The sequence below is a fragment of the Gemmatimonadaceae bacterium genome, from assembly GCA_020851035.1.
Taxonomy (GTDB): Bacteria; Gemmatimonadota; Gemmatimonadetes; order Gemmatimonadales; family Gemmatimonadaceae; genus JACMLX01.
In genome coordinates, this window is the sequence record JADZDM010000004.1 from 66,172 (window position 1) to 80,125 (window position 13,954).

Genomic DNA, 13,954 nt, shown 5'->3' on the forward strand with positions numbered 1-13,954 from the left:
ACTGCAAGGTAGCGCCCAGCCACGGTGCCCGGGACAGGCGCCGGTGCGGCGTGCGTGCCATTCTTCCGCCTGCCTGCGCTTCCGACTTCCTCTCCTGCCCCGGATCCCGATCGTGCGTCGCTGCCTTGGCCTCCTGCTCGCACTGCCCTTCCCGCTCGCCGCCCAGTCGTCGCTCTCCCGCGCTGAACTCGCGATTCGCAGCGAAGTCGCGCGGCAGCGAGAGGACCAGGTGGCGTACCTCGAGCGCCTCGTCAATATCCCGAGCGGCACGCTGAACACCGCCGGCGTGCGCGAGGTGGGGCGCGTGGTTGCGGCCACGCTGGACTCGCTCGGCTTTCACTCGCGCTGGGTCGAGGTGGCGCCGGAGATGAAGCGGGCCGGTCACCTCGTGGCGACACACGTCGGCAAGCCCGGCACGCCGCGCATCCTGCTGATCGGCCACCTCGATACGGTCTTCGAGGGGCCGAACGCCCGGTTCGAGCGTGCGGACACGATCGCGACCGGCGCCGGGTCGAACGACATGAAGGGGGGCGACGTGGTGATCCTGTATGCACTGCGGGCGCTGCGGACGACCGGTGCGCTCCGGGACCTGAACGTGACCGTGGTGATGACCGGTGACGAGGAGTATCCCGGCGACCCGTTGCCGGCGGCGCGGGCTGCGCTCCTCGAGGCGGCCCGTGACTGTGACATTGCGCTGGCATTCGAGGGCGGCTCGCGCACGCAGGCCACGATCGGGCGCCGATCGGCGAGTGGCTGGGTGCTCAGGGTCACCGGCCAGCAGGGGCATTCGTCCGGCGTGTTCCGCAGCGGGTATGGCGCGATCTACGAGGCCGCGCGGATCCTCGACGAGTTCCGTCGCGAGCTGGCGAGTGAGGCGAACCTCACCTTCAATCCCGGCACAATCGTCGGCGGCTCGAACGTGTCGTACGACACGCTCACGCAGTCGGGAACGACGGCCAGCAAGACGAACATCATCGCGCCCGTGACATGGGTGCAGGGGGACCTCCGCGCGATGGATGCGGCTCAGATTGCCCGGGCCCAGGCGACGATGCGCGAGATCGTGGCACGCCACCTCGCCGGCACCAGCGCCGAGATCACGTTCGACGAGGGCTATCCGCCGATGGCCGTCACCCCCGGCGGCGAGAAGCTGCTGGCCTTCTACAGCGGGGTGAGCCAGGCGCTGGGCTATGGCGCGCTGACGGCCAGTGACCCGGCGCGGCGAGGTGCGGGGGACCTGAGCTTCGTGGCCCCACTCATCGATGGCATCGAGGGCCTGGGGGCGCTCGGCGCCGGTTCGCACTCCCCGAACGAGTCGGTGCACCTGCCGGCGTTGCACATGCAGACGGAGCGGGCAGCGCTGATGCTCTACCGGCTGTCGAAGGAGAAGGCGGAGGCGGTGCGCCGGGCACCGCGGATGTAAGCGCCCGCACCAGCAGCGTCGTGCGCCGAAGGGCGGCCTCGCACGGGCTGAGGCGCGACCGTCCGTCAGTTGTCGTCATCGTCATCGTCATCGTCATCGGCCGTGCCCGAGCGCGCCGGCTCACTGCTGCTCCCGCCCGCGGACACGGTGGCGGGCGAGGTCGCGTCGGGATACGCCAGCTTGCCGCCCGTGTGCCCGACGTTGTACCCTACCGCCAGGAGCGCCACCGTGCCGACGGTGCCGATGACGCGCGCGGCGGAGCCCGCGCGCCCGGCCAGGAAGCCGGCCGCCGAGATACCCAGCACGGCGCCCGCGAACGCCAGGAAGGCCTCGGCGGCCTCCTCGTGCGTTTCGACCACCTGTTCGCCGAGTCGGTCCTCGACGCGCTCATGGTCGGCGTCGCCGGTCTGGAGCGCAGCCCAGCCGCTGACCATCAGGACGGCGAGGAGGGCCACTGGCACCGACCAGGCCCAGCGCGGCGTGATCCCCCTCCGGATCGCCCACAGGGCCGCGAGGGCGAAGAGGGGCGCGAGGACGGCGATGGCGATGGGCAGGTGCACGATCGCCGGATGGAGCGGGGTTGGAAGGATGGACATCTGGAGGCTCCTGATGTTGTGGCGGGCCGTACAACCGGCGGGGTGAAATCCCCGTGGCTTGGCCTCGACTCCATCATCGGTGCTTCCCCGACTGCAGCACATCCGACAAGTGACTTGTTTTCACGGGACACATGACGCATTCGCCCCCCGAACCGCCGATTTCCGCTGCCGACGACGATGCACCGGACGAGGTGATGGCCCCCGACACTCTTCAGGGTCCGCTGCCGCTGGCTATCGTCGGGTTCCTCGTGATCGTGGTGATCGGCGGCGTGACCGACCTGATCATGGACGAGCCGGCGTCACTCTGGTCGTTTCACGTCCTGTTCGAGTCGCTGATGGTGGCAATCAGCCTCGGCTTTGCGATCTACCTGTACCGGAGCTGGCATGCGGCAAGCACCCGGTTGCGGACGACGCGCGAATCGCTGCGCGCCTCGGAGCGCGCGCTCGAGGCACGCCAGGCGGAACGGGATGCATGGCGTCGGAGCGCCGAGCAGGCGCTGGCGGGGCTGTCGCTCGCGATCGATGCGCAGTTCGATGTCTGGGGGCTGACGCGCGCCGAGCGTGAGGTGGCACTGCTGCTGCTCAAGGGCGCGGGCCACAAGCAGGCCGCGGCGCACCTGGACCGGTCGGAACGCACCGTCCGCCAGCATGCGGTCGAGGTGTACCGGAAGGCGGGGCTGCAAGGTCGCGCCGAGCTGGCGGCGTTCTTCCTCGCGGACCTGATGCCGCAGCCGGCGACCAGCCCGGGCGGCTGACCGCCGGCTGCGCCGTCACGGCGTTGGCGCGGCGAGGTACTTGGCGTACCACCCGGTGAAGCGCTCCAGCCGGTCGCGCACGAACGACGGGCGCGAGATCTCGTGGTACTCGTCCGGGTAGATCACGAGCTGGGTCGGCACGCCATTCGAGCGGAGTGCCTGGAACATCTGCTCCCCGCCAAGGATCGGGACGTTGAAGTCACTCGCGCCGCCGAGGAAGAGCGTGGGCGTGGTGATGCGGCCGGCGTTCCAGAATGCAGCGGAGACCTTGTCCCACAGGGGCTTGGACTTCCATGGCTGCCCGAGCTCGCGCTCGTACTGCATGACGTACTGGTCGGCGCCGTACATCGACGACTGCAGCGCGCTGCCCGCGCCACTGGTGGCCGCCCTGAAGCGCGTGGTGCGGGCGATCATGTAGTCGGTGAGGATGCCGCCGTAGCTCCAGCCGCCGATGCCCAGCCGCGCCGGGTCGGCGAGCCCGGTGGCGATGAGGTGATCGACGCCGGCAGACAGGTCCTGCAGCTCCTTGTTGCCCCAGTCGGCGTAGATCGCGCGGTGCCACGCCTCGCCGCGGCCCGAACTGCCGCGGTAGTTCACCGCGAGCACGAGGTATCCCTGCGCGGCGAAGAGCTGCCGCTCGAAGGTCGGCATCCAGGCGCCGGTGTCGAACAGGTGCTCGTCCTGCCCGCTCGGCCCGCCGTGGATGCGGAGCACCAGCGGATAACGGCGTCCCGGCACGAAATCCGGCGGCTTGATGAGCAGCGCGCCGACCGTGAGCCCGTCGGGGTTGCGGAACGAGATGTCCTCGGTGGCGCCGAGCTGCAGTGAGGCGAACACGGAATCGTTGACGTGCGTGAGCGCGCGGAAGGTGCTGCCGGTGAGCTCGTGCAGCTCGGCGCCAGCGACGGCGGTGCCCATGCGCACCACGATCCGCCCGTCACGCGACACGTCGTAGGACGTGGTGACGCGCCGGCCGGACGTCTCGCGCACCACCGCGCCGTCCGCGAGGCGGATGGTCGCGAGGTGCCCGGCACGGTCATCGGACACCAGCACGCGCAGGGCACGGCCGTCGCGCGTCCAGGTCAGCTCCGCGACATCGCGGTCGAGGGCAGTCGCCAGGAACCGCGGCGTGCCGCCGGCACTCGGCACGACGGCGATCTTCGGCTGGTCGTAGGCGTAGAACCGTGGTTCGCTGCCCTGCAGGTAGGCGATCGACGTGCCGTCCGGGCTCCATTCCGGTCCCGAGTCGGGGCCGGGCCAGGTGGTGAGGCGGCGTGGCACGGCGCCCGCGCGGGCCTCGACCACGAAGATGTCGGTGTTGTTGGAGCGGTCGGGATCGGGCTCCTCGCGATTGCTCGTGAAGGCCAGCCGCGACCCGTCAGGGGACCACCGGATCCCGGCATCGTCGAAGTCGCCCGAGGTGACCTGCGTGACGGCCCGGGTCGCGACATCGACGATCCAGACATGGTCGCGGCGCCGGTCGAGGTAGCCGTCGCGGTCGCGCTTGAACGCGTAGCGGTCGATGACGATCGGGCGCGGCTGCTTCTCGCGCACCGAGTCGGGGCGCGTGTCGGGTGACGGATCGTGCACGAGGACGGCGAGCCGCGTGCCATCGGGCGACCAGGCCTGCTCCGACACGCCGCCGCGGAAGTCGGTGAGCTGCTGCGGCTCGCCGCCGGTGCGGTCGAGCAGCCAGACCTGCGACGCCGGCGCGGAATCGCGGCCGGCGAGGAAGGAGAGGAACCGGTTGTCCGGGCTCCAGCGCGGGTCGGTCTCGTCCTCCGCAGAGCGGGTGAGCTGGATGTGCCGGGTGCCCGCCCAGTTCACCATCCAGACATCGGTGTCGCGCGTGTCCTTGAGCGAGTCGATGGTGGAGAGGGTGTAGGCGATCCAGCCGCCATCGGGCGACACGCGCGGGTCGCCGACGTCGCGCAGGCGGTACATGTCATCGGCTCGGAGCGGGCGTCGCGCCTGCGCGTCAAGCGCCGGTGCCAGCAGCAGCGGCAGTGCGAGCGCCAGCCAGTGCGTGGCGCGGCGTCGGATCTGTGCGGTCATGACGATCAGCAGTGCGTGGTGAACCAGCAATCGGGTGCGTGAGGAGTGCGGCCGGTGCCGCGGCGCGCGGTGTCCGGGTCAGGCCTCTCCGGTTGCCGCGGCCGGCGCGGGAGCGGCGATTCGTGCCGGTGCCGTCGCCCACCACATGACCGCCGCGCCGACGGTGCCGGCCAGCAGCGACGCCGCCACGATACCGGCCTTCGCCTGCGCGAGCAACACGGCGTCGGGGAACGCGAGCCCGGACACGAACAGCGACATGGTGAATCCGATGCCCGCCAGGCAGGCCACGCCGGAGACACTCGCCCAGGTGGAGCCGCCAGGCAGCGTCGCGCCGAAGCGCGTCGCAAGCCAGGTGGCGAGCAGGATGCCGAGTGGCTTGCCGAGCACCAGCCCGAGGGCGACGCCCAGGCTCACCGGTCCGACGAGCGCGGTGCCGGCCGCGCCGGAATCGCCCACGAGCCGGACGCCGGCATTCGCTAGCGCGAAGAGCGACATGATCCAGAAGTTGACCGGGACGTGCAGCACGTGCCGCATCCGTGCCAGCGGCGGCTGGGCATCCTCCACCGCCGACTCGATGGCCGCGAGCGCGTGCTGCTGTCCGCCGTTCGAGAGCACGGGCCGGTCATCCTCGCCAGTGGCGGTGGCGAAGTCATCGAGGTGACGGCGCGCCTCCTCCTCGAAGCGTGCCGGCTCGATGCGCGAGCGCGCCGGCACCGTGAGCGCAAGCAGCACCCCCGCCACGGTGGAGTGCACGCCGGAGCGGAGGACGCAGTACCACAAGGCGAGGCCGAGGATGGCGTAGACGCTGGTCCACGCCACGCCGGCGAGGTTCGCGGACACGAGTGCCAGCATCACCGCGCCGGCGAGCAGCAGGTACGTCGCATCGGGCGCGTGGCCGTAGAACAGGCTGATCACCAGCACGGCGCCCAGGTCGTCGGCGATGGCGAGCGCGGCGAGGAACACGGTGAGCGCCGGTGGCACGCGGCTGCCGAGCAGGGCGAGCACGCCGAGGGCGAAGGCGATGTCGGTGGCGGTCGGGATGCCCCAGCCCGCGGCGCCGTCCGTGCCGCGGTTCAACGCCACGTAGATCAGGGCGGGCGCGAGCATCCCGCCAAGCGCGGCGGCCAGGGGGAGCGATGCCGTGCGCAGGGTGGAGAGTTCACCAACCAGGAGCTCACTCTTGATCTCGAGGCCGACGAGCAGGAAGAACACGGCCATCAACCCGTCGCTGATCCACTCGCGGAGCGTGAGCGAGAACACGCTGCTGCCGAAGGTGAGCGCGAGTGGCGTCTCCCAGAACGCCTCCACCGCCGCATGCCCCGCGCTGTTGGCCAGCAGCATGGCGATGCTCGCAGCCACCAGCAGCATCACCCCCCCGCCAGCCTGCCACTCGGCGAACTGGCGGAACGGGCGGCTCAGCCTGACGGCGAGGACCGGCTTCGTGTCGGGGGGCATGCGGGGAATTTAGCCGTCTGCACGCCCCCGTGGGCCGCGTCACTCCTCGGGGTCGGTCCCGCCGCGGGCACTGTCCGCGCGCTCCTGGATCCGCCGGCGCAGCTGTTCCATCATCGCGATGTAGCGTGCCCGCTGTCCCGGCGTCAGGAACTCGCTCAACGCGGCCTGCTCCTTCTGCTGCACGTCCAGGCGCTGCCGCTGCGACTCCAGCAGCTCGTCGAGCAGGCGGGCCGTGGCGGGCGAGCGCGACGAGTCACCCGCTGCGAGCGAGCGGCGCAGCTCGCGCCGGATGCGCATCTCGTTGCGGGCGATGGTGAGCCGTTCGTCGCCGAAGCGGCGGTTGACGTCCATCAGCTTGTTCGCCTGGTCGTCGTTCAGGTTCAGGCGCTGTCGCACCGCGCGGGCGAGGGCCTGGCGCAGTGCGTGCTCGACGCGCTGCCGCTCGGCAATCGCCTTGTTGTTGCGCACCGGGTCGTCGGCATCCTGGCGCGCGGCGGCGGCGGCTTCGCGGCGCGCCTCGCGACGGGCACGGATCGCCTCGCGCGTACCCGCATCGACCTGCTGTGCATGCACCACCAGCGGTGACAGCGCGAGGACGGCGGCCAGCAGCGTGACGCGGAGTGCGGGTCGTGCGGTCATGCTCCCTCCCCTGCCATCAGGTCCATACCCGACTCCGGCTCCGCCGACGGGATTCCGTCGAGCGCGCGGATGTCGTCCTCGAGTGCGCGGAGCTGCTCCACCGAGAGTTCGTCGGTGGACGTCCCGAGTCCGAGCTGCATCGTCTCGCCGGCGACGGCGACACTCTCCGCCGTCGTGACGGCCGGGGTGGTGACGGGCTGGTCGCGGCCGGTGCCGTAGATCGTGGCGAGCGTTCCGCCGCCGACCACCACCAGCAGTGCGGCCGCACGCGCAAAACGCTGCGAGATCGCCGGCCGCCGTGCGGCGCGCCGCGCCGCCAGGTCATCGAGCACCGGCGCCGGGTCCGCGTGGGACGCCATGGAGGGTGCCGGCGGTAGCGCAGCCACGATCCGGCCGATGTCCAGGACGGGCGCGGCACGGCGCGACGCGTGCACGGTGCGCAGGAGTGCCAACTCCGCGGCCAGCTCCGCATCCGCCTCGACGGCCGCGCGCACCGACCGCGCCAAGTCGGCATCGAGTCGGTCGTGCAGCAGGTCGGGCAGCAGGTCCTGCACCTCGAACTTCGTCAGCTCACGCATCGAGAAACTCCTTCACGGCCTTCATCGCATTGTGGTAGTGCACCCGTGCCGCTCCCTCCGTCGTGCCGGCAACGCCGGCGATCTCCCGGTACGACAGTCCCTCGACCACCCGCAGCAGGAACACCTCGCGCTGCGTCGGGGAGAGCCGGTGCACGGCGGCCCTGACCCGCGCTTCCGACTCGTCGGCCACCACGCCCCCGAGCACGTCGTCCCCCGACACCAGCTCCGACCCGGCGTCGTCGATCGCCACGTGCAGGCGATCCCGGCGACCGGCGCGCCGCTGGTCCAGCACCAGCCGTCGCGCGATCGTGAACAACCACGAGCGGAGCGACGATTCCCCCCGGTACCCGTCGAGCGCGCCAAAGGCACGGACGAAGGTGTCCTGCACCAGCTCCCCAGGGTCCCCGGCAGGCCCCAGGCTCGCCACGAACCGCGCCAGTGGCGCCGCGTGGCGCTCCACCAGCTCGGTCGCCGCCCGCTGATCCCCGTCGTACCAGCGGGCGATCAGCGCTCGGTCTGTCTCTGCGTCGTCGCCTGCCAGGGTCGTGTCGGTCATCGCGGTCACCTGGGCAGACGCAGGCCAGCCGGCGATGTTAAGGCCGGCATGCTCGGGCTCCTCGTCGTCGTCCGGGTTCCCGGCTCCCTCGTCCACGCCCCCTCCCGTCACCGCCATGGTCCACCCCGCCCGCCCCGCCCTGATCGCACACCGCGGCATGCCCCGGCAGCACCGCGAGAATACCCTGCCCGGCTTCCTCGCCGCTACAGCGGCCGGGGCCGATGGCTGGGAGCTGGATGTGCACCTGACCCGTGACGAGGTGGTGGTGGTGCACCACGACGCTGTCTTGCCCGCGCTGGCGGGCCGCCTGGCCGGCGCCGCCATCAGGGAGCTGGACTGGGACACCCTGGCAACCGCTGTCGTCGGAGCCGCCGGCGAGCGTGTGCCGTCGCTGGACGCCGTCCTGCTGGCGGCGCCGGAGGACTTCGCGGTCTACGTGGAGGTGAAGGCGCCAGGCCTGGCGCAGCCGGTGCTCGAGTGCCTCAGGCGGCGGCCGCAGGTGCGGGCGGCGGTGCACTGCTTCGATCACCGGGTGTCCCTCCAGGTGCACGGGCTGGACCCATCGGTGCCGGTGGGCGTGCTGAGCGAGAGCTATCCGGTGGACATCCCCCACCTGCTCCGCAGTGCGGCGGCCCGGGACTACTGGCCGCACCACACGATGGTGGATGCGGCCCTGGTCGCGGCGGTCCATGGGGCCGGCGGCCGTGTCATCGTGTGGACGGTGAACGACACGGCGACGGCGCTCCGACTCGCCCGGCTGGGTGTGGACGGGCTCTGTTCCGATGTGGTGGATGAGTTGCGGGCGGCGTTCGGCGGCTGATCCGGAGCCGTCACGGTGTGGCGGCGCTGGTGCATGGCGCGATCCGGTGCGTTCGCGCACATTCGCCGGGCCCCTTGCTCCAGGTCACCACCATGTGGAGGTCGAGTCGTGCGATACCCCTTCGTCCTGCTGTCTGCCGTCGGGACGCTCCTGCAGGCACAATCACCGGCACCGCCGGCACCGGCGCGGCCCGCGGTGGCGCCGGGCATCGGTGCCGTGGCGCTGCCCAATGCCGACCCGTTCCCAAGCACGTACCGGGCGCCGGCGTCGCGGGCCGTCCTCATCACGAATGCCACCATCCTGACCGCCGCCGGCCCGCAGATCGACCGCGGGTTCGTGCTCATGCGCGATGGCCGGATCGTGAGCGTCGGTGCCGGACCGGCGCCATCAGCGGGTGATGCGGAGGTGATCGATGCGAACGGTCGCTACGTGACGCCCGGCCTGATCGACACGCACTCGCACCTGGGTGTCTACGCCGCGCCGGGCGGCGAGGCGTTGAGCGATGGCAACGAGGCGACGGCGCCGATCACGGCGCGAGTGTGGGCCGAGCACAGCGTCTGGCCGCAGGACCCGCAGTTCCCGCGTGACCTGGCCGGCGGCGTGACGACGCTGCAGATCCTCCCCGGATCCGCCAACCTCGTGGGCGGGCGCAGCGTGGTGCTGAAGGTGGTGCCGAGCGTGAGCGTGCAGGGGATGAAGTTCCCGGGCGCGAAGTACGGGCTGAAGATGGCGTGCGGCGAGAACCCGAAGCGGGTGTACGCCAGCCGCGGCCCCTCCACCCGGATGGGCAACGTGGCCGGCTACCGCGCCGGCTGGATCCAGGCGGAGGCGTACCGGCGCCGCTGGGACAAGTGGCTCGCCGACCGCAGCGGTGACCCGCCGCAGCGCGACCTCGAGATGGAGACGCTGGCGGAGGTGCTGCGCGGGAACATCCTCGTGCACAACCACTGCTACCGCGCCGACGAGATGCTGCAGATGGTGGACGTGGCGCGCGAGTTCGGCTACCGCATCCGCTCGTTCCACCACGGCGTGGAGGCCTACAAGCTGGCGGACGTGATGGCCCGCGACAGCATCTCCGGCTCGCTCTGGAGCGACTGGGGCGGCTTCAAGATGGAGGCGATCGACGGCATCCGCGCGAACCTGTCGCTGGTGCACAATGCGGGGGCCCGAGCCATCGTCCACAGCGACGACCCGAGCGGCTCGCAGCGCCTGAACCAGGACGCCTCCAAGGCGCGTGCGGCGGGTGCGGCGATCGGCATCGCCGTCGACGACGCGACGCTCATCCGCTGGATCACCATCAACCCGGCCTGGGCGCTGGACCTGCACGATCGCATCGGCTCGCTGGAGGCGGGCAAGAACGCGGATGTGGTGCTCTGGTCCGCGAACCCGTTCAGCGTGTACGCGCGCCCGGATCGCGTCTGGATCGACGGCGCGCTGCGCATGGACCGCGCCGACCCGCGACAGCACTGGCGCACCGACTTCGAACTCGGGTTCGTGCCGCCCGCCACCCCGATGGCCGGAGGGCGCCGCTGATGCGCACCACGACACAGGCCCGCGCACGCCGGACGTCACTCGCCGTGGCGCTGGCGCTGACCGCGACCCTCGCCGCCACGGCGGGCGCACAGGAAACCGTGGCGATCACCGGTGGCACGATCTACCCGGTGAGCGGGCCGCGGATCGAGAACGGCACCATCGTCTTCACCAACGGCGTCATCACCGCGATCGGGGCGAACGTCGCGATCCCGGCCGGCGCGCGGCGCGTGGACGCAGCGGGCAAGTGGATCACGCCGGGCCTCGTTGCCACCGCCACCTCGCTCGGCGTGGTGGAAGTGGGCGCGGTGCGTGACACGCGCGACCAGGGTGCGCGCGGCACGGACAACATCGCAGCCGCGTTCCGGGTGTGGGATGCGTTCAACCCCGCCGCAGTCACGATTCCAGTGGCCCGCCAGGACGGCGGGATCACGACCGTCGGCGTGATGCCCGCCGGCGGCCTCGTGGCGGGACTGGGTGCGGTGTACGACCTGCGGAGCGGGAGCACCGCCGACGCGATGCTGCGACGGGCGCCGGCCGCGATGGCGGTCACCCTCGATGCGTCGGCGAACGCGGGCACGGGGTCGCGCGCCGAGGCGCTGGCCAAGCTCCGCACCCTGCTGCGTGATGCCCGCGAGTTCAACCTCACGCGCGCGCGGTACGATGCGGGGGCCATGCGGGAGCTCAGCGCCACCCGGGCCGACCTGGAGGCGATGCAGCTGGTGCTGAAGGGCACCGTGCCGATGGTGATCGCGGCCGATCGCGCCAGCGAGATCCTGAACGCGATCGCGCTCGGTCGCGAGTTCGGCGTGCGGGTGGTGATCGCCGGCGCCGCCGAGGCGTGGAGCGTGGCGCCGCAGCTCGCCGCAGCGAAGGTCCCGGTGCTCACCGGGGCGATGAACAACATCCCGGAGTCGTTCTCCTCGCTCGGGCAGCGCCAGGAGAACCTGGCCATGCTGCGCGCCGCCGGTGTGGCAGTGGCCATCCTCGGCAACGGCCCCGGTGGCGAGGACAACTTCAACGTCCGCAACCTGCGCTACGAGGCGGGCAACGCCGTGGCCTACGGCATGAGCTGGGACGATGCGCTGCGAGCCATCACCCTGGCGCCGGCGGAGATCCTCGGCGTGGCGGACAAGGTCGGCTCGCTGGCCGTCGGCAAGGCGGCGAACGTGGTGGTCTGGAGCGGAGACCCGTTCGAGTATGCGACACAGCCGGAGAAGGTCTTCGTCGCGGGCAGTGATGCCCGCGTGATGACGCGCCAGGACCTGCTCACCGCGCGCTACCGCACGTTGCCCGTGCGATACTGACCACCAGCTCCGCACGACCGACGGGCCACCGCCCCCGCCACGCGATCCTGCGTGGCGGGGGCGGTGTGTCTATCGGGCCACGCCCAGCTCCAGGCCCACGTACCAGTTGCGGCGCGGGCTGGGCTCGAGCACCCGCCCGAACGCCCCGTTGACCGTCACGGCACCGATGTAGGCCACGTTCCGGGCGTTGAGCAGGCCGGCGAACGGTTCCACCCGGTAGCCGTGCCACGTCCCGGTCCATGCCGCGCGGAGGTTCGTCACGCCCGACCCCCAGCCCGGCACGCGGATCGTGTTCAGGTCGTCGGCGAACAGTGCGCTGGTCCAGGTCTGGTCGGCGTCGAACGAGACGCCGTGGAACGTGGCCGAGCGCAGCCCGATGCGGAGCTGCTGGGGCGGCACGCCCGGCACCTGCTTCCCGTCGAGTGTATCGACGCGTGTGCCGGTGGTCTGTCGGTAGTCCACGAAGGTGAGGTCGGACCAGGTGTAGGCGACGTTGACTGATGCGAGCTGCGCGAGCTGCAGGCTGCCACCGGCCTCGATCCCGATGTTGCGCGTGCGTCCCGCGTTCTCGAAGAAGGCGGTGCCGTCCACCACGCGTGACTGCACGATCGCGTTCCGCACCCGCGCGTGGTAGGCCGCGACGTTCCAGCTCGCGCGGCTGCCGACGGCGCCGCGGGCGCCAAGCTCGGTGCTCACCGTGCGTTGCGGTCCGAGCGCGGGATTGAAGCCGCCCTGTCGATCGGGGCGCACCTGCAGCTCGGTGGTGGTGGGCGTCTCGAAGCTGGTGGCGATGTTGCCGTACGGCGCGAATGCCGGCCAGCCGGTGAGCGTGACGCCGGCATGGCCGCTGGTGGCCGCCAGCAGGCGTGCGCCGCTGTTGTCACCGCCGTTCACGCCGCCGTCGGCGAGGAACAGGTCCCGCACCCGGAACCGGATGCGATCGTGGCGCATGCCACCGCTCAGCAGCACCCGTGTGGTGGGCTGCCATTGCGCCTGCACGAATGGCGCCAGGCTGCGCACCGTCTCGCGCTGGTCGAGGATGGTGGTGTCGGTGGCCGCAGTGGGCCTTCCCGCGGTCGCGCGCTGGTTGGCGCGACGGTCGTGGAACTGCTGCAGGTCTGCGCCTGCCGTCAGCACGGGGTCCGTTGGCGCCTCACCGAGCGTGCGGCGCGCGCTGATGCGGACGCCGGTGAAGACGCGATCGATGGTGGAGTAGATGCCGCTGGCCGGCGTGACGGTACCCGGCGGCGGCGTGGCGAGGGCGTTGCGGACATCACGCGTGCCGTACCAGGCGGTCACGGCCAGCTCGGCGCGCTGGCCGGGGGCGCCACGGTGATACGAGGCGCTCAGCTGGTCCTGCCGCACACGCTTGTCGGCGCCGCGACGGATGTTCGTCGCGCTGGCGGAGTCGGGCCGGATGGCATACTCGGCGACGGTCAGCGCACCGGGATTGAAGGCGTTCGGCACGTCACTCGCCTGCGCGCGCAGCTCGAGGCGGCTGTCGGCGCCGAGTGCGTAGTCCACGGCGGCGTTCAGCTGGCGCGACTCGGCGGCGCTGCGCTGCCGGAACCCGTCGATCGTGAGCCGGGAGAGCGAGAGTGCGCTGATCGCCTTCCCTGCCCGCCCCACGGAACGGAGTTGCAGCTTCCGCTCGCCGAACGAGCCGCTGAGCATGCGGACCGACTGGGCGAACGGGGTCGGCGCCCGGAGGTCGTTCGAGAACGACAGCACGCCGGCGGCCCCGTTCCCGTAGAGCGACGACGTGCTGCCACGCAGCACCTCGACGCGATCGATGTTGCCGAGGTCGATGTTGGTGAGCTGGCTCTGCCCGTCCGGCAGCGTCTGCGGCACGCCGTCGAGGAACACCTGCACGCCACGCAACCCGAAGTTCGCGCGCGCACCGGCACCGCGGATCGCGATCCGGCTGTCGGTGGCGAAGTTGTAGCGACTGCCGACGAACACGCCGGGGATCGAGCCGAGCGCCTCGTCGAGGTTCACGGTGGGCTGCGCGCGACGCAGCTCGCGGATGCCGACCACGCCCACCGCCCACGGCACGGCATCGAGTCGCCGCGCATCGGCCAGCACCCGCACGGTGACGGTGGTGAGTGGCTGGATGCGCAGGCTGTCGGTGCGGAGCGAGTCAGGGCGTGGCGCGCGCTGGGCCGCTGCGGGGAGCGCGATCAGCGTGACGGCCGCGATGGCACGGAGTGTACGGGGCACGACGAGGGGACGGCGGGACGAAT

12 protein-coding genes are annotated in these 13,954 nt (G+C 71.6%); 5 read left to right on the top strand and 7 right to left on the bottom strand.

Annotated features, from left to right (window positions below):
* Positions 1-112: 112 nt before the first annotated feature.
* A complete protein-coding gene (locus tag IT355_03200) occupies positions 113-1,420 on the top strand; it encodes a M20/M25/M40 family metallo-hydrolase (GenBank protein MCC7052246.1) in 1,308 nt (435 codons plus the stop codon).
* Between the two features lie 65 nt (positions 1,421-1,485).
* Here IT355_03200 and IT355_03205 read toward each other — a convergent pair whose 3' ends face one another.
* Complete coding sequence (locus IT355_03205; GenBank protein ID MCC7052247.1) at positions 1,486-2,016, bottom strand: hypothetical protein; 531 nt, start codon at positions 2,014-2,016, stop codon at positions 1,486-1,488.
* A gap of 131 nt (positions 2,017-2,147) precedes the next feature.
* Here IT355_03205 and IT355_03210 point away from each other — a divergent pair, with 131 nt between their 5' ends.
* The gene (locus IT355_03210; protein ID MCC7052248.1) at positions 2,148-2,771 is read left to right on the top strand and encodes a hypothetical protein; all 624 of its coding nucleotides are present in this window, start codon (positions 2,148-2,150) and stop codon (positions 2,769-2,771) included.
* Between the two features lie 15 nt (positions 2,772-2,786).
* Here the strand turns inward: IT355_03210 and IT355_03215 are convergent, their stop codons facing one another.
* The 5 genes from IT355_03215 to IT355_03235 form a co-directional block, all read right to left on the bottom strand.
* Positions 2,787-4,826, bottom strand: a complete 2,040-nt coding sequence (locus IT355_03215; GenBank protein MCC7052249.1) for a S9 family peptidase — start codon at positions 4,824-4,826, stop codon at positions 2,787-2,789.
* A 78-nt stretch (positions 4,827-4,904) separates the two neighbouring features.
* The gene (nhaA, locus tag IT355_03220) at positions 4,905-6,281 is read right to left on the bottom strand and encodes a Na+/H+ antiporter NhaA (protein ID MCC7052250.1); all 1,377 of its coding nucleotides are present in this window, start codon (positions 6,279-6,281) and stop codon (positions 4,905-4,907) included.
* 39 nt (positions 6,282-6,320) lie between these two features.
* Entirely contained in the window at positions 6,321-6,920 is a 600-nt protein-coding gene (locus tag IT355_03225; protein MCC7052251.1) for a hypothetical protein, read from the bottom strand.
* Positions 6,917-7,498 (bottom strand): hypothetical protein, encoded by a 582-nt coding sequence (locus IT355_03230; GenBank protein ID MCC7052252.1) that lies wholly within the window; start codon positions 7,496-7,498, stop codon positions 6,917-6,919. Before IT355_03230 ends, IT355_03225 begins: the two co-directional genes overlap by 4 nt.
* Positions 7,491-8,054, bottom strand: coding sequence for an RNA polymerase sigma factor (locus IT355_03235; protein MCC7052253.1), 564 nt, complete (start codon positions 8,052-8,054; stop codon positions 7,491-7,493). Before IT355_03235 ends, IT355_03230 begins: the two co-directional genes overlap by 8 nt.
* Positions 8,055-8,169: 115 nt before the next feature.
* Between IT355_03235 and IT355_03240 the strand changes: the two genes are divergently transcribed.
* The 3 genes from IT355_03240 (at position 8,170) to IT355_03250 (ending at position 11,711) form a co-directional block, all read left to right on the top strand.
* Positions 8,170-8,874, top strand: a complete 705-nt coding sequence (locus tag IT355_03240) for a glycerophosphodiester phosphodiesterase (protein MCC7052254.1) — start codon at positions 8,170-8,172, stop codon at positions 8,872-8,874.
* 108 nt (positions 8,875-8,982) lie between these two features.
* Positions 8,983-10,407: an amidohydrolase gene (locus tag IT355_03245; GenBank protein MCC7052255.1), complete on the top strand. Its 1,425-nt coding sequence runs from the start codon at positions 8,983-8,985 to the stop codon at positions 10,405-10,407.
* A complete protein-coding gene (locus IT355_03250; GenBank protein ID MCC7052256.1) occupies positions 10,407-11,711 on the top strand; it encodes an amidohydrolase family protein in 1,305 nt (434 codons plus the stop codon). Before IT355_03245 ends, IT355_03250 begins: the two co-directional genes overlap by 1 nt.
* A gap of 69 nt (positions 11,712-11,780) precedes the next feature.
* On the opposite strand, the gene IT355_03255 is transcribed toward IT355_03250, so the two are convergent.
* Positions 11,781-13,931: a TonB-dependent receptor gene (locus IT355_03255; protein ID MCC7052257.1), complete on the bottom strand. Its 2,151-nt coding sequence runs from the start codon at positions 13,929-13,931 to the stop codon at positions 11,781-11,783.
* Positions 13,932-13,954: the final 23 nt, after the last annotated feature.

Excerpts from the sequence above, each read along its gene's own strand:
- nhaA (MCC7052250.1), bottom strand. The coding sequence starts at position 6,281 with ATGCCCCCCGACACGAAGCCGGTCCTCGCCGTCAGGCTGAGCCGCCCG.
- IT355_03250 (MCC7052256.1), top strand. The coding sequence starts at position 10,407 with ATGCGCACCACGACACAGGCCCGCGCACGCCGGACGTCACTCGCCGTG.
- IT355_03235 (MCC7052253.1), bottom strand. The coding sequence starts at position 8,054 with ATGACCGACACGACCCTGGCAGGCGACGACGCAGAGACAGACCGAGCG.
- IT355_03205 (MCC7052247.1), bottom strand. The coding sequence starts at position 2,016 with ATGTCCATCCTTCCAACCCCGCTCCATCCGGCGATCGTGCACCTGCCC.
- IT355_03225 (MCC7052251.1), bottom strand. The coding sequence starts at position 6,920 with ATGACCGCACGACCCGCACTCCGCGTCACGCTGCTGGCCGCCGTCCTC.
- IT355_03215 (MCC7052249.1), bottom strand. The coding sequence starts at position 4,826 with ATGACCGCACAGATCCGACGCCGCGCCACGCACTGGCTGGCGCTCGCA.
- IT355_03210 (MCC7052248.1), top strand. The coding sequence starts at position 2,148 with ATGACGCATTCGCCCCCCGAACCGCCGATTTCCGCTGCCGACGACGAT.
- IT355_03230 (MCC7052252.1), bottom strand. The coding sequence starts at position 7,498 with ATGCGTGAGCTGACGAAGTTCGAGGTGCAGGACCTGCTGCCCGACCTG.
- IT355_03240 (MCC7052254.1), top strand. The coding sequence starts at position 8,170 with ATGGTCCACCCCGCCCGCCCCGCCCTGATCGCACACCGCGGCATGCCC.